Genomic DNA, 18,705 nt, shown 5'->3' on the forward strand with positions numbered 1-18,705 from the left:
CTTCCAATCAACCCCCTGGTGCAGGACTTTTATCGCATGGCCGAGGAGTATGACGGCATCGATACGGAGGATATTAACCCTTCGTTGACCGATCTCTCGCAGGTGACGCAGCGCTACCAATCGCCGGAGGTACTTGCTGAAGGGGGAATGAAGCGGATTTATAAGGTTTATGATGCGCGCGCAAAGCGCGATCTTGCGCTGGCGATGCTGCGTGAAGATGCGCTGGAAGATCTGTGTGATCCATTTATTCACGAGGCCTGGCTGACAGCACGGCTGGATCATCCCAATATTATCACCATTCATGATGTCGGGGTGAAGGAGGGAAAAAACCCCTATTTTACCATGGACTTGAAACAGGGGTTGACGCTGCGGGAACTGATCGAAAAACTGCATGCCGGCGATCGAAAAATATTGGCTCAATATCCTTTGGAAGCGTTGCTTCAGATATTCCTGAAGATTTGTGATGCGGTTTCGTATGCCCATTCCGTTCATGTGATACATCTTGATCTGAAGCCGGCCAATATTCAGATCGGGGAATATGGACGGGTCTTGGTCTGCGACTGGGGGCTGGGCCGGGTGCTGGGCGATGGGGACGATCCGCAGGAGCTGGATCGTATGCTGTTTAACCCCGATATGCTGGGGTCGGACGATTTGTACGGACAGTTTAAGGGGACGCCCGGGTATATGGCTCCGGAACAGTTGAAAGAGGATGGGGCGGTTGATGAACGGTCTGATATCTACGGGCTGGGCTGTATTCTCTATTCGCTGCTTACGTTTTTGCGGCCGCTGACCGGTGATGACGAGGAGATTATTCAACGGGCAAGAGATGGTGCGGTGGTCTCCCCGATCAAGCGGGCGGCCGAACGCGCTATCCCCGTCGCACTCAATGCGGTAACGATGAAAGCATTGGCGGTGGAACCGTCGAAGCGGTATGCCTCGGTGGATAAACTGAGAACTGAGGTCCATCGCTATTTGACCGGATTTGCCACGGAGGCGGAGAATGCCGGGGTGTTTAAGCAGTTAAACCTGTTTTACCGCCGCAACCGTCGTTTTTGCCTGACGATTCTATGTTCTTTGCTGGTGGTCGCCATCGGCGCCGCCTGGTCATTCCGCAAGCTGAGTGATAAGGAGCGGGCTGCTTCCGAGGCGCGGGAACATGCAGAACGTACGCTTTCGCTTTATCAGGCCGGCCAGACGGAACTTGAACGGATGAGTTTCGAGAATGCGGAATCCATTGTGCAACTGGCGGAACGCTACCAGTTTCATGGCGATTATAACCGGGCAGAGGCAATCCTGAAGGCTGTGCTTCTGGCGGATGATTCAAATCAACTACTGCATCGGGAACTTGGGAAACACTATTTTATCGATCAGGATTTCAATGCAGCTTTACCTCATTTAGATCGAGGGGTTTTTCGTAAAGACGATGTGTGCGAGACGGTCCTTCTGTATGCCGGGCTTACGGGCGACCAGAAGAAGCTGACGGCCGAGCAGATGGTTGATATTATACATCGCATACATGTTCACGAACCACTGGTGTTGCGTTTGGTATTACAGGATCAACGGAATCGTTTTGATCTCGAGGAGCGGGCGGAAATTATTGAGGCTTACCTTCGTATCATTAATCCGGATTGGGTCAATGGTTGGTTTGAGTATGATGCCGGTTCCAGTGTTCTTCGGCTGGGAGGCAAAGGGCTCCGCAGGGTGTCGACCCAGAAATCGGTTCTGATTGGACTTAATCCCCGGGTTCTGGATTTCAGTGGTTCAGAAGTTGATGAGCTTTGGAAGGAAGTGGATATCGCTGTTGAAGTTCTGGATGTTCGTGGAACCCGCATGGAAACCATCTGGTTTTTGAAGCGCTTTGTTCATCTCCGGGAACTCATCATCACGCCGGGACAGCTTTCCTCCGAAGAGCTTAGAAAGCTGCCGGAACGGGTTCAGGTGATAGAACGCCCATATCCGTGATTATTTTCATTCTTTTGTTTAGAATCATTTCTCTGCGCCGTTTCTGTACTTGAGTGAGGTGCTTCCGCTTAGGCGGGGGTTGGCGGAATCCGAAACAACTTCAAGGAGGCGGAATGATGAACTGTTCGATGTTTTCCTATTTGTGTATAGCGGTGGTTGCAACCATGAGCTGCCGGGCCGAACTGGGCTGGACCCGGATTGGCGGGGGACGCTGGAATGATTTTGCGGGGTGGGATGCAAAACAGGTTCCGTCGGCTGTTGACAGCGTTTTTCACACGCGATGCGGAGGAGAGCTGGTTGTTGACGCGCCGGCCTCTATGCATGATTTAAGTATTTCTCACAATGATACCGCGGTGCTTCGTGTTGTCGAAGGCGGACACCTCTCTGCGGCCGGTACTGTGGAGGTAGGAAATGCCGGGGTTAACGGTGTCGGCAGGTTGCAGGTTGACGGTGGTGACCTTCGGATCAGTGGGGACCTTGAAGTCGCTAAATTCGGGAATGCGCGTCAGGGATTTGGTGTTCTGAACTCCGGTCGTGTTACGGTTGCGGGAAAGACGTACCTGGGGAGCTGCAATCGGGCACCGGGGACGGTCTCGATTAATGGCGGAACCTGGGTACAGGAAGGGGGGACATTCAATGTTGCCCGGGTCGGGGACGGTACGCTCAATATGAATGGCGGAACACTGCATATTTCCAGCCCGGAAAGGAATCCGCTTCGTATCGGTAGCTATGCAACCGGAAACGCGATCATTAATCTCAACGCTGGGGAAATATATACCCCGGGCGTGATGATGAATATTGGGGATAGCGAAGATGAAGGTGTTTCCACGATAAACCTTAACGGTGGATTGCTTCAAATTGAGGGAGATTCTGAGGCATTGCGTATGGGGGATAAGGCTCAGATTATGTTTGGTGCGGGGGTTCTTCGTTGGAAGGGAGACCGTATTCAGGAGTTAACTGTTCTAATTGAAGAGGGGCGCGTCAGCTGGCCCGCAGGCGGGGCGTCAAAACAGCCGGAATGCTGGGATGCAAGCTGGCTCAATGCGGATGGTACTGCGTTGCTCTATGTAGATTTCAACACGGTCAATGCCGGTTACACAACCGTCTGGGCCTGTGCGGTTCTTCCGCCGGAAACGCTCGGTTTGATTATTGCTTCAGTGGATTAATTTGCATTCAAAAAGGCCGTGAATTAAGGGAGTTTTCTTTGATCTGCTCGCGGAATGTCGTTTAAGTGAATTATTTTTTCATCGATTTGTTTAGATTCTTCATTCTGTGTCGTTTGGATACTTAGATACGTTTTTTAATGCTGAAGCCAAATAAGATAAAAAGGGAACCATGATAACAAACCGTGTGTATAAGGGTGTGGGTGCCGTGTTGCTTGCAGTATGTATGAGTGCTACTGCTCAGATGTCCTTTGATGATGCCGAGGGGGACCATTTGTGGACTAATTCGGCCAACTGGAATACCGCTATTCCCGGTTCGACCGATGATGCGGTTCAAACTGCTACTGACGGCACCACGCTGATCCTGGATTCAACGGCAAGCGTTGCGACGTTCAATAACGGAAACAACAGTACCAGCACCTTTAACATTGTAAGCGGAGGCAATCTGACCACCAGTGGTCGATTCGATATCGGCAACTCCGGGAGTGCGGGGGTTCTTAATGTGGATGGAGGATCACTGAGCGCAGGAGGCGATTTGCAGCTCGGCCGGTATGGATCCCGGACGGGTTTAGTTAATCTTAACTCCGGCAGCATCACGGCCAATGGGCAGACTCAGCTTGGCGGGTGGAACTCGGGGATCGGTCAACTGACAATTAACGGGGGAATCTACACCGCTAATGACAGATTCAGGGTCGGAGTCACTGGAGCCGGAATGTTGACCATGAACGGCGGAACGCTGAACATGACGGGAACATGGGGCACGGGAAATATGGAGATCGGTAATGGTGCGGGTGACGGGTTGCTCGTTCTGAATGGAGGAACGATCTCTGTCAATATGCTGACCATGGACAGCGATGGGGCCGGGAGCGCCCGTCTGGAGGTCAATGGTGGTTTGCTGGATATTCAGAACCAATGGGGCGAAAGTTTTAACATTGCCAACGGCGATGCTGAATTTTTTGTTGGAGAGGGCATTGTTACGCGGGCCGGTAATACCATCAGCGGATTCACCAATGCAGTCGAAAACGGATATATCACGTGGGACAGTGCAAGCACCACGATGCAGACTGAAAACTGGGATGTAAGCTACACGAACGGAACCGGCAGCATTCTTTTCGTCGATTACAATGACGCAAATGCCGGAAAGACCACCATGTGGGCAGCCATTCCAGAACCGACCGCGTTGGGTTTGATTGGATTCGTAGGGGGCTCGCTTCTATGGATTCGTCGGATCTTTACACTGTAAGCACCTTTGCAAGTAATCGTAAGCCAGCAAGTAGAGAAAGAACTTTTTCATGGAGTACTGACCGCAGGGAGCGGAACAAGTAGAATGGAAAAGTTAATGGGAAAGTTAATGGAAAAGCGGAAAAACTAACGGAGGAAGATGATGAAAAAGGCAATTCGGAATATTACATTGGCAGTGTCGGTAACTACACTGACCGCCTCAGCGGTGAATCAACGATGGGAGGGTACCGGTGGTGATGGTCTCTGGACGAATGCGGCGAACTGGAGTACGACCTCAGTTCCAGCCATTGGCGATAATACGGCCAACTGGACCGGTGATGCGATCACCATCGACACCGCGGCTTTTGCGGATCGATTCTGGGCACGTGGTGGACTGGGAAAAAATGTTCTTACCATCACAAACAACGGCATCCTGACGACGGCCGGCGATATCGCATTGAATGAATTTTCTAATAACGAGGTATACGCAGACCTGATTATGGCCGGCGGAGCGGCAATCGTGTCCAACAATCTTTCGGTTGCCGGGCAGGATACTTCGCAAGGCGGCGGACGTGTCTTTTTAAACAGCGGCTCGGTCGAAGTCCTGAACAGTGTCAAGATCGGTACGGCTGGACAAGGAGTTGGTGTCGATGGCGAGGTGACGATCAATGACGGTACACTTAGCGTTCTGAACAGAACACTTGTCGGCGGCGGGAACCTTGATACAGACGAAGGCACGCTGATCATCAATGGGGGGCAATATATCGAGGGTACTAACGGCAGCTCGTTTGCAATCGGCGTGGGTGCAGGCAGTGGTACGGTTGAGATCAACGGCGGTATGCTGGTCAATAACAATGCGCTGAAGATGGATGTGGATGCATCCAACGATGTCGGCACGGCCACGATCAACTTGAATGGCGGTGAATGGTGGCAGCTCGGTTCGTCGGTGGATATGCAGGACGAATCACAGATCATTGTTGGAGAAGGCGTGATGCATTGGGCCGGCGATCAACTGGCGGCCGTTACTGCATTGGTGACCAACGGATTCCTTACCCCGGCCGGGGGACCGACCAATATGCTGGCCGAAAGCTGGGACGCGAGCTGGACGAACTCCACGGTGGTAGATTACGGATACTGGTCGAATACATATACAAGAGTGCTTTTTGCGGATGTGGATGATGTAACCAACGGCTATACCACCGTCTGGGCGCAGGACCTTACGCCACCGCCGCCGGGCCTGCCGGAGAGCGATGGCGTTGCCAATACGCATTCGTTCAATAACGGAGGCGGCGACCAGCTCTGGAGCACTGCCGGCAACTGGAACCCCGCTTCCGTACCGACCGGGGAAGACACAGCGAAGCAAATTGAGGGCGGCACGCTGATTGTGGCTTCCGAGGCTGAGGTTTTGGCTTTGCTCAACGGGCATAACAACACGTCCTTGCTCGCTGTAGTGACCGGCGGCAGCCTGACCGTGAGCAATAATGCGGAAATCGGAAATGATGGCGGATCCGGGCTCGGCAAACTGGTGGTTGACGGTGGCGATGTGTCGGTATTGGGCGAGCTTTCGTTCGGCAAAAAGGGCACCGCCACCCGGCGCGGTGAACTCGAGTTGAATTCGGGTACGGTGAACGTCGGTGGAGCCACGCTGGTTGGCAATCAGGCGACAGGTACGGTAACCATCAACGGCGGCGTTTTCAATCAACCCTACACCGTTTTCAAAGTTGCTGGAAGCGATGGAAGCGGAACCCTCAACGTCAATGGAGGGTCGCTTGAACTGCACACGGGAAACGACGTGTGGCAGCCGCTCCAGGTTGGAACGGGCGCAGGAGACGGTGTTGTAAATATGCGGGGCGGTTTGATCAGGACCCGCCATCTGGTGCTGGGCAATAACAATGCCGGTGCTGCGGAGGTCAACCTGTACGGCGGAACATTCGACCTCGCGCATGGCTGGACAGGAAGCCTGTTCATGCGGTCGGAAGGCAAGATTCATGTCGAGGGCGGAGTCTTCAAATGGAATGGCACCGATAAACTGCCCTACATAACCAACCTGGTGGCCCAGGGCCAAATGACGTGGGACAACGGCATGACCAACATGCTGTCTGAAAGCTGGGACCACAGTTGGACCAACGGCACGAGTATTCTCTACGCGGAAGCTGCGGGCGGCTACACCACCGTGTGGGCGTTTGATACCACTTCGGTGCCGGCAGGCTACGATGCGTTTGAGACTCTGTATGACCTGCAGGAAGGCGCCGAGGGCGATGACGATAAAGATGGCCTTTCCAATCTGGGTGAATATGCCATCAACGGCAATCCGACCAATGCGGCCGACACCGGCCAGATGGGTATGTCCAGCGACGGTTCGACGTTTGCTTATGTCCACGCCAAGCTGGCCGACGACAGCAGTGTGACCTATCGGTTGATCGATACGACGGATCTGGTGAATGGATCGGTAACCACCAATGGATATGTGTCGCAGGTCAATGGACCGGTCGATGGCGACTATCTGACAGTCACCAACAACTATGACATGACTGGAAAGCCTGAACAGTTTATCGAGCTGGAGGTTGAGCAGCAGTAATTCCTCAGGCTTTTCAAAATTGAAACCCGCCTCAGGGCGGGTTTTTCTATATATTGGGTGTTTGCATTGATTTGAAGCGGCGAATTAATAAGGAACAACATTAGTATGAATAAAGCATGGATGATCGCAGGCGCGGTTATGTTGGTGATGGGGGCAGGTTGCATTGCAAAACCTAATATTGTGCTGATCATGGCGGATGATGTCAGTTGGGAATGTTTCGGGGCCTATGGCGCAGAGGATTATGAGACGCCGAATATTGATGCGCTGGCTGCAAGCGGCATTCGGTTCAACCATTGTTATTCAACGCCGATCTGCACCCCTTCCCGTGTAAAGATCATGACCGGGCAGTACAATTTCCGGAACTACACCCACTTTGGTTATCTGAATCCGAACGATAAAACGTTCGGGCACTTGATGCAGGCCGCAGGCTATAAAACGGCGGTGGCCGGCAAGTGGCAGCTCAACGGGCTCTATCATAAGGCTGAGGGATGCACCGACGCTACGCGACCTCACAAGGCCGGCTTCGATGAATACTGCCTGTGGCAGGTGACGAAGGGGAAGGGCGCAAACAACGGCGGAGGCGAGCGTTTCTGGAGCCCGCCACTGGAGCACAACGGAACGTTCCTGAGTGTGGAGGATAATACCGGGAAATATGGCCCGGATATTATGTCTGATTTTGTCTGCGATTTCATTGAACGAAATAAAGACGAATCCTTCTTTGTCTACTATCCCACCGTGCTGGTACACGATCCGTTTGTTCCGACGCCCGATACCATTGGAGATGCGCCCCGTACGCAGACCGCAAACCGGGAGCCGAAAGACAAAGCGGAAAAGAAAGCAAACTTTGTCGCGATGGTCAGCTATCTGGATAAGATTGTCGGGAAAATTGTTGCGAAGCTTGATGCGGTTGGACAGCTGGATAATACGATTATTATGTTCACCGCCGATAATGGGACGCATCAGAAAATCACCTCGCACTGGAACGGGCAGCAGATTAAAGGCGGTAAAGCTACCACGAAAGATATGGGTACGCATGTGCCGTTTGTGGCCAGCTGGAAAGGGCATTCTGCCAAGGGCGCGGTGTTGGACGATTTGATTGATTTTACCGATTTCTACGCCACGTTGGCTGAAGCCGCCGGCGTGTCACGGGGTGCGGATGATCCGATCGACGGGCGCAGCTTCCTGCCACAGCTTAAAGGCGAAAAGGGGAACCCCCGCGACTGGGTATTGCTGCACTATCAACCCTACTGGGGAAAAATTAAGGGAACCCAGTATGTGCGCGATCAACGCTTCAAACTCTACCGGGATGGACGTTTTTATGAGGTGCCGAACGATTTGAAGGAAAAATCCAACCTGAGTGTCGGGCAGGCCGGCGAGCGAGGGGAAACCGCACGGATCGAGCTGGGCCGGACACTGGAAACGGCTCCCCCGGCTCCGCCGAAAGAAGGCGGAAGCAAGGCGAAGAACCGGCCCGTTTACCCGGACTGGAAGAATATGGTCGATCCCGGAGATTAAGACGTTGAGAAGAACGATGGTACAAATGAACAGGCAGTTGGTTTTCGGGTTCCTGGTTGCGGTATTGCCGGTTAGCGGTGCGCTTGCAAAACAACCGAATATTATTGTGATCCTGTCGGACGACATGGGCTATTCGGATATCGGATGCTATGGCGGCGAGATTGAAACACCGGTGCTGGACGGACTCGCAAAAAACGGACTGCGCTTTACCCGGTTTTATAATACGGGCCGGTGTTGTCCCACCCGGGCCTCGCTGTTGACGGGGCTGTATCCGCACCAGACCGGTCTCGGGGCGATGGTGCAGGATAAGGGATTGGACGGATACCGCGGGGATTTAAACAACCGCTGTGTGACCATTGCCGAGGTGCTCAAGCCTGCAGGTTATACCACCTATATGGCGGGCAAGTGGCATGTCACCAAGCATAAGAATCCCAAGGATGATGCAGACCGGTTCAATTGGCCGCTCCAGCGTGGATTTGACCGGTTCTATGGAATCATCAACGGGGCCTCCAGCCTGTGGGATCCCAATTCACTGGTGCGCGGCAACCAGCTGATCACCATCATGAACGACCCGGTCTACAAGCCGGAGGAGGACTATCACCTGACCGATGCCATCAGCGATAATGCGGCCCTGTTCATTGATGAACATGATGAAACGAAGCCCTTCTTTATGTACGTGGCCTATACCGCCGCGCATTGGCCGATGCATGCGCGTGAACGCGATATCGCAACATATCGCGGCCGCTACGATGAAGGGTATCATCCGGTTCGCGAGGCGCGGCTGGAAAAGATGAAGGCCCTTGGCGTAGTGGAACCGAATGCCCGGCTTTCTCCAACGGTTGGAAATTGGGATAAGGTTGAAAACAAGCGATGGGAATCGGCCTGCATGGAAGTGTATGCCGCGATGGTCGATCAGATGGACCAGGGCATCGGGCGGATTGTTCAGAGTCTGGAAAAGAAGGGGCAGCTCGACCATACCTTGATCCTGTTTCTGCAGGATAATGGGGGGTCTGCGGAACCGTATGGACGTAATGAACCGTTCGTTCCGCGCGCGGAAAAGCCAACACTCAAGCCGATTCCGGACGATGTGATCCATTATTTCAGTTCCGAACCCAAACAGACGCGCGATGGCTGGCCCATCCTGAAGGGGCAGATCATGCCCGGGCCGGCGGATACGTATATCGGCTATGGCCGCAACTGGGCAAACGTCTCCAACACGCCGCACCGTGAATACAAACACTGGATGCATGAAGGCGGCATTTCCACTCCGCTCATTGCCCACTGGCCAAAAGGCATCCAGGCAACGAATGAATTGCGCACCGAACCGGGCCACCTGATTGATCTGATGGCCACCTGCGTGGAGATTTCCGGTGCGAACTATCCGGCCCGCTACAAGGGGCAGGCTATTACCCCGATGGAGGGGCTGAGCCTGGTGCCCGTCTTTGAAGGCCGACCGCTCGATCGCGATACGCTCTATTGGGAGCATGAGGGCAAACGTGCCGTCCGCAAAGGTGACTGGAAGCTGGTCGCCAAGGGCCGGGGTGGAACGTGGGAACTTTACAATGTGGCCGATGACCGCAGCGAACTGAACAATCTGGCGGACGTACACCCGGAACGGGCTGAATCGATGGCCGCAATGTGGCAGGCCTATGCCGAGCGAACCCTTGTTCTTCCATCCCCGAGGAAAGAGCTGTAGGCCGCATAAAATGGGGTTGGTAAAGAATATGAAAAAAAGAACTGCAGCACTGTTTCTGTTGATGATTTCCCTGTCTGCTCGTGCGGAGAATGAAGGTGTTCATGTCTACGATCCGGTTCCGGGGTTGGCCGCCTCTGAATTCTACAGTTTCAAGGTGCGTACGGTCGGCTCTACGACCTGGCTCGATCCGTTTGCCTTTATTACTCGCGGCAAGGATGGAACCGACAGCCGCTATTATGATCATCTGAAGGACTGGAGCAATACCTACATTAACTTTGAAATGTCGAATGCGGTTCCGGTTGAAATCGAGATTTCCAAGGTGGGCGGTGCTCCGATCACAAACGCGGTGCCGCATCCGGCTCATAAGGTAAACTCGTGCGCAGTGGTCGCTGGAAAAGCGTATGTGGTGATCGACGATCCGGCGCTGTTCACGGTCGATATCGACGGGCAGATGGACGAACAGGATACGGCGCGCACCAAGCTGGATGGCTGGGGCAATGATTCATTCTATGACGGACCTCCGATCCATACCCTGACGGTTTTTGCCAATCCGTTTCTGCAAAACAAGCCCGACACGAACGATCCGAACGTTTTCCTGGTTCAGCCGGGGGTGGTTCCGGCCGGCACGGGCACGTGGAACACGCTCTATTTCCTGCCCGGCGTGCATGATATCGGCCGTTCCTTCCGGGTGCATGAATATAAAAACTACTATATCCCCGGCGATGCAGTTGTGCATGGCACGTTCAATAACAACAAGGAGTGGGGCGACGGGAATGATATTCGCATTTTCGGCCACGGCACACTCTCCGGCGAACGGATTCCCCATCCGGATGACGACACCCCGCCCGCGCCGAATGAAGACGATTGGCTCTACAAACCGATCGATATTCAAGGGGCCCGCGATACTAGCGTTGAGGGCATCACTATTGCCGATTCGGCGATGCATTCGCTGATGCTGGTCAACAGTTATCAGCCGGATAAACCCACCGATATCCGCTGGGTGAAGATCTTTACCTGGCGCGCCAACGGCGACGGGATCAATCCGTTTGGGAACGGGCTGATTGAGGACTGCTTTATCCGCACGGCGGACGACTGCACCTATGTGAACGGGCGCGGCATTCGCCGGTGTGTGTTCTGGACCGATGTCAACGGGTCGGCGTTTACCATGTCGCCGATAGGCAACACACATACCAACCTGATCGTGGTGGAGGATTGCGATATCATCTACAACCGCTCGATATTCTATAATAATCAGGGCGGGCGGGTCTTTAATCTGCGCGGTGCGGGCAATGGAGCGGGCGGCGCCAATTTTGTTTTCCGGAATATCCGGGTGTCGGATCCCCGTCCGACCCGCTCGGCTTTTGGTGTTCAGGCGGCGGCGCCCTGGCAAAAGGCCCCGGATTATGAACAGGTCAGGGGGGCTGGGGATATCAGCGGTATTCTATTTCAGAATATTGAGATCGCGGCGCATTCCATCATCGGCGATCCCGAAACGCTCTGGGGAAATACGAATACCTGGCTCCGTAACTTTACCTTCGACACCGTAACTGTCGCCGGCGAGCTGATCGATGATCTCAATGATTTCAACCACAATGAATATGTCACCAACATGGTGTTCCTCGGGCCGCCCTATCTGAGCTACGCACCCACCGTCCTGAAGGAGGGCGCGGGCAACGACGGTCATGTGGTCGGTGCGGTTGGCATCACGCTGACCAACGATACGTTCACTGCGGATGTCGTCAGCGCCGGGCACGTGACGGTCAGCAATGTTCCGCCGGGGCTCACGCCTGTTTTCGCGCGCGGCAGCGATACGCAGGTTATGCTGTCGTTCAGCGGAAGCGCCTTGAACCATGCATCCGGCGATAGCATGGCTGATCTGAGCATTGCCTTTTCGGACGGTGCGTTTGCTTCGGGGGATGCCTCCGGCATCCTGAAATCCACCAACAGTGCGTTGGGCATCAGTTTCCTCGATCAGGTATTGTTCCTGGATACCTTCGAGGATGGCAACATCGCCACCGCCACCACCTTGGGCGACATCAACGGCGGATTCGATATCTACAAGGTCAATGATACCGATGCCGGGCTCCAAATCTATGAGACATCAGGCAATGGGGTGCTTGACCTTACGGGTGCTGCCACCAACTTCCCCTGGATGGCGATGATGAGTAAAGGCTCCTTCGATGGTGTCGATCTGGATTGTTTCGAACTTACGGTTGAAGTTGCAGGCCTGGAGGAGGCCTGGTGGTACCTGCGGCCATTCACCATCAACCTAAGGCCAAATGCCGCTGTGAACGCCCAGACCTACAATCCGGGAGCTACTGCCCCTCCGTTGGGGCTGTCTCTAATGGTCGGCAACCAGGACACTGAAAACTGCCGGGTTGCGCTGGTTGCCTATGACGGCACCACAGCGAATTGGCTCTGGGAAGATCTCGATGTCATGCACAAGGAGCTGGCCGACGGTTTTACGGCCACGATTACAGTCAACCGCACGAACGGCTGGCAATTGGCGTTCTCGGGCGCGGCGAGCCTGCCCGCCAGCATCTCCAATACGTGGAGCACACTGGGCTGGACCGATATTTTCAATGGCACGACCTATGTCCAGTGCTATCTGAGGGAAGACGGCCTCTCCGGTCAGGTTCCCCCGCGGCCCGGAAGGGCAAAAGCGGAGATCTCCTCGATTGAAATCAAGATTCCAGGCGGTACTACGGCATACGATATCTGGACGGCCCTTTGGGGGGAAGTCGACCTTTCCGATCCGTCGGCTGACTATGACCATGACGGTGCTTCAAACCTCGATGAATATGCCCTCAACGGCAATCCGACCAATCCGGCCGACAGGGGCTTGATAGAAATCAGTGCAGACCCTTCCTGGTTCACCATGGTCCACGCTTCAAATACCGTGGACAGCAGCCTGATCTATCGTTTGCTCGATCGAACCAATCTGGTAAGCGGTGCGGTGAATACCAATGGCTGGTCTTCGCAGACCATCGGGCCGGTCGTTGATGACTATTCCACGGTCAGCAACCACTACAGCGCCACCGGGAAAGACGGCTTGTTTATTCAGTTGCAGGTCGGGCAGGAATAACCCTTAAACGGAAATATATCATGATCAAAAAATATACGGAAATGCTGTCTCTTATCATTTTATTGTCAGGCTGGGGAGCCGCATGGGCTGATGGCCCGGTGGTGCAGACACCGCCTCTGGGGTATAACAGTTTCGACAGTTATAACTGCTGTCTCTATGAAGAGGTGGCGATGAAGGAGATTGATGCCTTTATCGAAAAGTTTTCGCCGCATGGATATGAATATTTTGTGATTGATAACGGCTGGTTTTCGTCGCCGGAATCAACCAATTTCAATGGGTATCTGGTGCCGATTGAGAATAAGGCGCGGGCGGAGCACGTTACGGTGAATGAATTTGGTATTGTGCAGCCTTCCGAACTCTATTTTTCAAACGGGTTTAAACCGCTGGTGGATAAACTCCAGGCAAACGGGCTGAAGTTCGGGGTTCATCTGATGAGGGGAATTCCGAAGGTTGCGGTGGAGCGAGACCTGCCCATCAAGGGAACCGACTATACAGCCCGGGATATTTATACCACCAAGGAAGACTGTGTCTGGTGCGATTATATGCACGGTGTGGATATGACCCGGCCCGGCGCACAGGAATTTTATAACAGTGTGTTTGATCAGTTTGCCGCGTGGGGTATTGATTTTGTGAAGGTGGATGATGTGACGCATCATCCGGCTGAGATCGAAGCCTATGTGAAAGCCATCGAGCAGTGCGGGCGGCCCATGGTTTTGAGCCTGTCGGCGGGAAATACCTCGAACGTTAAATACATCGATACCTATCGAAAAACCAACATGGTTCGTACGACACCTGATATCTGGGACAATCAGGAAAGCCTGGATCGCTCGTTTAATTCCATGCGCAAGTGGCAGGGGCTGGAGCGCCCGGGTTTCTGGCCGGATCTGGATATGATTCCGTTTGGGGAACTGTGCATTCTCAGCCGGAAAGAGATTCAGAAGCGGCCGCTGAAAAAAACGGAAGCACAGTTTCTGGGGCACATGCATCATTGGTGTTTTTTCTCGGAAAACCAGAAAGAGACCTTCATCACCCAGCGCGCCATTTCGGCTTCACCTATTATGATCGGGGGTTCGATGATTTCCCTGGACGAGCATTCCTATCAACTGCTTACGCATAAGGAAATGCTGGCCTGTGTGAAAAACGGGGTGCACGGGAAGCTGGTTCACGAAGAGAACGGCGTTGAGTTGTGGAATGCGCCCGTGGCAAACCGGGACCGGTTCGGCTATCAGGAATATACAAGTACCGAAGGGTGGATGGCCCTGTTCAACCGCACCGATGAAGAGCAGACGGTCCAGTTTGACTGGCGCTACCTGAGGTTCCTGCCGAAAGGCAAGGTGTATGACTTTGAAGATATGTGGGGGAGTCAATCGCTTGAAGGCTATAAGCGGGGACATAAGTTAAGTTTCACGGTGGAGCCGCAGGGCGTGGTGTTCATGAAGTACACGGAACACCAACGCTGACGGTGCGTACGACAATACAGCAAGGGTCATACGTCCAGAGAAACGGCCGAACGCGTCTTGAATCTTGTCTCAAAGGAAATTTGGAAACTGTATTTTGGGGGATGGTTCGGCCTTTAAGGGGCGTAATCTAAAGATCGAAGTGAAGGGAGTCAGATGGTGAATAGGAAAATTCTTTTTTTGGTCTGGATGGTTGCGTTTCCGGTTGTGGGAACCGTTGCTGAAGAGGCCCCGTGCAAACCCAATGTTGTGTTTCTGCTGGTGGATGATCTGGGATGGGGTGATTTCGGATTCAACGGGGCCGAATTTTATGAAACGCCGAACATTGACCGCCTGGCTTCCGAAGGGATGCGTTTCAATAACGGTTATGCGGCCTGCACCGTCTGTTCGCCAAGCCGGGCGGCCATCCTGACCGGTCAATACCCGGCACGCCTGAAGCTGACCGATTGGATTACCGGCCATAAGCGCCCCTATGCCAAGCTGTCGGTGCCGGATTGGGAAACCCGTATTTCCCATGAAATGGTTTTGCTCCCGGAAGCTTTGAAGGAGGGCGGCTATGATACGGTTTTCCTCGGGAAGTGGCATCTCATGCCGATCGGTCAGCCGGATTTTGATGGGCATTACCCAACGAGCCATGGCTTTAATGTCAATATCGGCGGTCGCGAGTGGGGGCAGCCCAAAGGCCCGGGCAAATATTTTTCGCCCTTTGATATGCCCAACCTTGACGATGGGAAGCCGGGTGAATTCCTGACCGATAAACTTACGGATGCGGCCATTGATTATCTCGGCGGCGGGCGGAACAAACCGTTTCTGCTCTATTTTTCGTACTATACCCTCCACGGCCCGCTGATGGCACCGCCGGAACTGGTGGAAAAGTATACGGATAAGGCCCGGACGTTTAAGAACGCCAAAAAAGAATGGGTAAATCCCCGCCGCGCGGGCATGGTCGAAAAACTGGACGACAGCGTCGGCCGCATTCTGGCCAAGCTGGAGGAACTGGGCATTGCCGACAACACGGTTGTTATACTGACAGGAGACAATGGCGGCGACGCGGATACGACTACCGCCGGACTGAAAGGGTATAAAGGGTTTTCCCATGAAGGCGGTGTACGCGAGCCGTTTGTGGTGAAGTGGCCGGGTAAAACGAGACCGGGGGCGGCATGTGATGTGCCGGTGATCGGAACCGACTTTTATCCCACCTTGCTTGAAATCGCCGGGTTGCCGCAAAAGCCGTCGGAACATCGGGATGGAGTTAGTTTGGTGCCTTTGCTTACAGGTGAAGCTGAAGAGCTGGAGCGGGAGAACCTATACTGGCACTATCCCCATTATCATCGCACCAAGCCCTATGGCGCCATTCGTTCGGGGGAGTGGAAGCTGATTGAGCTTTTCGAGGATGGCGCGCTGGAGCTTTACGATCTCAAAAAGGACCCATACGAAACTGAAAACCTGGCGATGCAGTATCCTGAAAAGGCGGAAGAGCTTTTGACGCTGCTAAAGGAGTGGCGCACATCCACGGGTGCCCAGATGATGATGCCGAATCCGGATTTTGATCCGAAGCGGGCGAATGAAAATCCCCGCAGAAAAAAATAAACCAACTTGCCGTGCGAGTGCGGAACAGGAGTATTTCATGACAATAAAACAATGCGCATTACTGATGTTTTTAACGGTGGGGATGGCATCGGCGCGCGAAACGATGGATTGCAATTTCGGGTGGAAGTTTCATGGGGGCGATGGGGATGCCGCTGCATTTTCTGCGGTATCGTTTGATGATCGTTTATGGAGGGCAGTGGATCTGCCGCATGATTACCAGATTGAGCAGCCGTGGGCAGAACCAGCCGAAGAGCAAAAGCGGATGGAAAAAAAGAAGCAGCCGTTCGTTTCCCGGGGGTTTAAGGAGCTGGGCATCGGATGGTATCGGAAGGAGCTGAAGGTCGACCCGGCCTGGAAAGGGAAGCGTGTGCTGCTGGATATTGGCGGCATTATGTATGTGGGTGATGTCTGGTTTAACGGGATTAAGGTGGGAACGAATGAATACGGTTATCTGGGAACGGAGCACGATCTGACGGGGCACATCAATTGGGATGGCAAAAATGTTGTTACCGTACGTGCGGATAACACGTTAAATTCCCGTTGGTATACGGGGGGTGGGTTATACCGTAAAGTGCACCTGGTTGTAAAAGAGCCAGTGTCCATTGCCCGCCATGGGGTTTTTGTCTCAACACCGGTAATCACAGACAAACAAGCATCAGTTAAGGTACAGGTCGAGTTGGATAATCTGACGGGTAAGAAACCGCAGGCCGCTGTTGCTGTACGCATCCTTTCTCCGGACGGGAAGGCCGTCGCCAACGGGAATGCCCGTATTCAGCTGAACGGTAAAAGCACCACTTCAACCCTTGAGCTTACGGTCACTCAACCGCAACGTTGGTCTACGGAGGAACCGAACCTTTATACCGCCGAAGTAACCGTTACAGCCGCTGATAACGTATTGGATAACGTATCAGAAAACTTTGGGTTTCGCACGATAGAGTGGGACCCCGAACAGGGCATGGTGCTGAATGGCAAACGCGTTAAATTTCATTGGGTAAATGTGCACCACACGTTTGGCGCACTGGGAGCTGCTAATTATGAAGCGGCCATCGTAAAACGGTTTAACGTACTCAAAGAGATGGGCGTGAACGGTATCCGTCTGGCCCATAACCCGTATGCTTCTTCCTTTTATGAGCTGGCAGACCAACACGGGATATTGCTGGTGGATGAGCTGTTTGATCAGTGGGAGGGGCAGAATAACTATCGCGTTGATTTCTTCGATGCGATTGTTCCGTGGAGCACCAAGGAGTGGATCAAGCGCTCCCGCAACCATCCTTCAGTTATTCTTTACAGTTTGGGTAATGAGATCTGGACGCACCAGATCGCGAACCTTGGAAAACATAAGCAGTGGAGGGTGCCTGTCTACAACATTCTTAAAGAAGAGTGCGTTAAATACGACGATACACGAAAGTTTACGGTTGGCCTCTACCCTGCCCGAGAAGAGGGCATGACCCGAAGTGATGAGCGATATAAGGATAGTAAACCTGCCGAAATTGCATTTGTGTCGGATGTGATGAGTCAGAACTATCTGTATAGCTGGTTTGCCACTGACCATATAACGTATCCTGACTGGCTGTTTTTCCAGAGCGAAGCAACGACCGTCGGGATGGGGAAGAACTATTTCGGAATGCCGGAGGAAGCGGTCGGATTGGCGTACTGGGGGGCCATCATGTATGTGGGGGAGAGTTTCGGTTGGCCGCAAAAAGGCTGGGTGAATTCGGTGATCGACCTTTCTCTGGAAAAGCGCCCGCAGTTTCACTACATCCGCAGCTATTATAGGGATGAACCCATGGTGCATATCGGCATTTATGAGAAAGAGGCCAAACTGGTACTCTGGAACGATGTCGAGTTGGGCATGGCGCAGATGGATGAAAGTTGGAACCGCCCTTTGAATAGTCACGTTAAAATGGATGTCTGGACCAATGCCGAAGAGGTTGAGCTGTTGCTGAACGGTCGTTCTTTAGGAACCCAAAAGAATCCTTTAGATAACCCTGACCAACGAAATAAAACAACGTGGCAGGTGGATTATGAACCGGGTGTACTGAAAGCCGTTGCCCGAACCCAGGGGAAGGTCGTTGCTGAACATGTGATTGAGACGGTCGGAAAGCCGGTGGCATTAAAACTGGAAGCCGATAATCCGAGTTGGAAAGGGGATGGCTTTGATCTGCAGCACATCCGTGTCAGTGCGGTGGATGACAAAGGACGCCTTGTCTTTGACTCCACAGATCTCGTCCAGTTCAGCGTAGAAGGTCCGGCCCGCCTGGTCGCAGTGGATAACGGCGATATGCTCAGCGATGAACTGCACGTTGCCAACGAGCGCAGTCTACACAGGGGAACGGCTCTGGCCATTCTCAGGGCGGGACGCCAATCGGGCAGCGTAACTTTTGCAGCTGAAGCTGAAGGCTTTGAGCCGATTGCACTTACTTTCGAGGTAAAATAAT

The 18,705-nt window shown here is 53.4% G+C and carries 10 protein-coding genes; all 10 read left to right on the forward strand.

The genetic code is table 11. The features are described 5' to 3' along the window. The first annotated feature begins 36 nt into the window (after window positions 1–36). The 10 genes from E9954_RS16960 (at window position 37) to E9954_RS17005 (ending at window position 18,704) form a co-directional block, all read left to right on the forward strand. Window positions 37–1,962, forward strand: a complete 1,926-nt coding sequence (locus E9954_RS16960) for a serine/threonine-protein kinase (RefSeq protein ID WP_168442349.1) — start codon at window positions 37–39, stop codon at window positions 1,960–1,962. Between the two features lie 113 nt (window positions 1,963–2,075). Next, window positions 2,076–3,128 (forward strand): hypothetical protein, encoded by a 1,053-nt coding sequence (locus E9954_RS16965; RefSeq protein WP_136080500.1) that lies wholly within the window; start codon window positions 2,076–2,078, stop codon window positions 3,126–3,128. A gap of 223 nt (window positions 3,129–3,351) precedes the next feature. Beyond that, window positions 3,352–4,368 (forward strand): hypothetical protein, encoded by a 1,017-nt coding sequence (locus E9954_RS16970; RefSeq protein ID WP_136080501.1) that lies wholly within the window; start codon window positions 3,352–3,354, stop codon window positions 4,366–4,368. Window positions 4,369–4,506: 138 nt separating this feature from the next. Beyond that, complete coding sequence (locus tag E9954_RS16975) at window positions 4,507–6,924, forward strand: hypothetical protein (RefSeq protein WP_136080502.1); 2,418 nt, start codon at window positions 4,507–4,509, stop codon at window positions 6,922–6,924. Window positions 6,925–7,029: 105 nt separating this feature from the next. Continuing rightward, a complete protein-coding gene (locus E9954_RS16980; protein ID WP_136080503.1) occupies window positions 7,030–8,439 on the forward strand; it encodes a sulfatase-like hydrolase/transferase in 1,410 nt (469 codons plus the stop codon). Window positions 8,440–8,464: 25 nt separating this feature from the next. Further along, a complete protein-coding gene (locus E9954_RS16985; RefSeq protein WP_136080504.1) occupies window positions 8,465–10,135 on the forward strand; it encodes an arylsulfatase in 1,671 nt (556 codons plus the stop codon). 28 nt (window positions 10,136–10,163) lie between these two features. Further along, window positions 10,164–13,220 carry a glycoside hydrolase family protein gene (locus E9954_RS32890; protein ID WP_187357960.1) on the forward strand — a complete coding sequence of 1,019 codons (3,057 nt, stop codon included), beginning with the start codon at window positions 10,164–10,166 and terminating at the stop codon, window positions 13,218–13,220. Between the two features lie 20 nt (window positions 13,221–13,240). After that, complete coding sequence (locus E9954_RS16995) at window positions 13,241–14,680, forward strand: glycoside hydrolase family 27 protein (RefSeq protein WP_136080505.1); 1,440 nt, start codon at window positions 13,241–13,243, stop codon at window positions 14,678–14,680. 153 nt (window positions 14,681–14,833) lie between these two features. Continuing rightward, window positions 14,834–16,267: a sulfatase gene (locus tag E9954_RS17000; protein ID WP_136080506.1), complete on the forward strand. Its 1,434-nt coding sequence runs from the start codon at window positions 14,834–14,836 to the stop codon at window positions 16,265–16,267. A 37-nt stretch (window positions 16,268–16,304) separates the two neighbouring features. Next, window positions 16,305–18,704, forward strand: a complete 2,400-nt coding sequence (locus tag E9954_RS17005) for a glycoside hydrolase family 2 protein (protein WP_168442351.1) — start codon at window positions 16,305–16,307, stop codon at window positions 18,702–18,704. Window position 18,705 lies beyond the last annotated feature (1 nt).

The organism is Pontiella desulfatans, assembly GCF_900890425.1.
In the GTDB taxonomy this organism is placed as follows: Bacteria; Verrucomicrobiota; Kiritimatiellia; order Kiritimatiellales; family Pontiellaceae; genus Pontiella; species Pontiella desulfatans.

Bases quoted from the DNA above. Each gene is read 5' to 3' on its own strand.
- E9954_RS16960 (WP_168442349.1), top strand. From the start codon at position 37: ATGGCCGAGGAGTATGACGGCATCGATACGGAGGATATTAACCCTTCG.
- E9954_RS17000 (WP_136080506.1), top strand. From the start codon at position 14,834: ATGGTGAATAGGAAAATTCTTTTTTTGGTCTGGATGGTTGCGTTTCCG.
- E9954_RS16995 (WP_136080505.1), top strand. From the start codon at position 13,241: ATGATCAAAAAATATACGGAAATGCTGTCTCTTATCATTTTATTGTCA.
- E9954_RS16965 (WP_136080500.1), top strand. From the start codon at position 2,076: ATGATGAACTGTTCGATGTTTTCCTATTTGTGTATAGCGGTGGTTGCA.
- E9954_RS32890 (WP_187357960.1), top strand. From the start codon at position 10,164: ATGAAAAAAAGAACTGCAGCACTGTTTCTGTTGATGATTTCCCTGTCT.
- E9954_RS17005 (WP_168442351.1), top strand. From the start codon at position 16,305: ATGACAATAAAACAATGCGCATTACTGATGTTTTTAACGGTGGGGATG.
- E9954_RS16970 (WP_136080501.1), top strand. From the start codon at position 3,352: ATGAGTGCTACTGCTCAGATGTCCTTTGATGATGCCGAGGGGGACCAT.
- E9954_RS16985 (WP_136080504.1), top strand. From the start codon at position 8,465: ATGAACAGGCAGTTGGTTTTCGGGTTCCTGGTTGCGGTATTGCCGGTT.
- E9954_RS16975 (WP_136080502.1), top strand. From the start codon at position 4,507: ATGATGAAAAAGGCAATTCGGAATATTACATTGGCAGTGTCGGTAACT.
- E9954_RS16980 (WP_136080503.1), top strand. From the start codon at position 7,030: ATGAATAAAGCATGGATGATCGCAGGCGCGGTTATGTTGGTGATGGGG.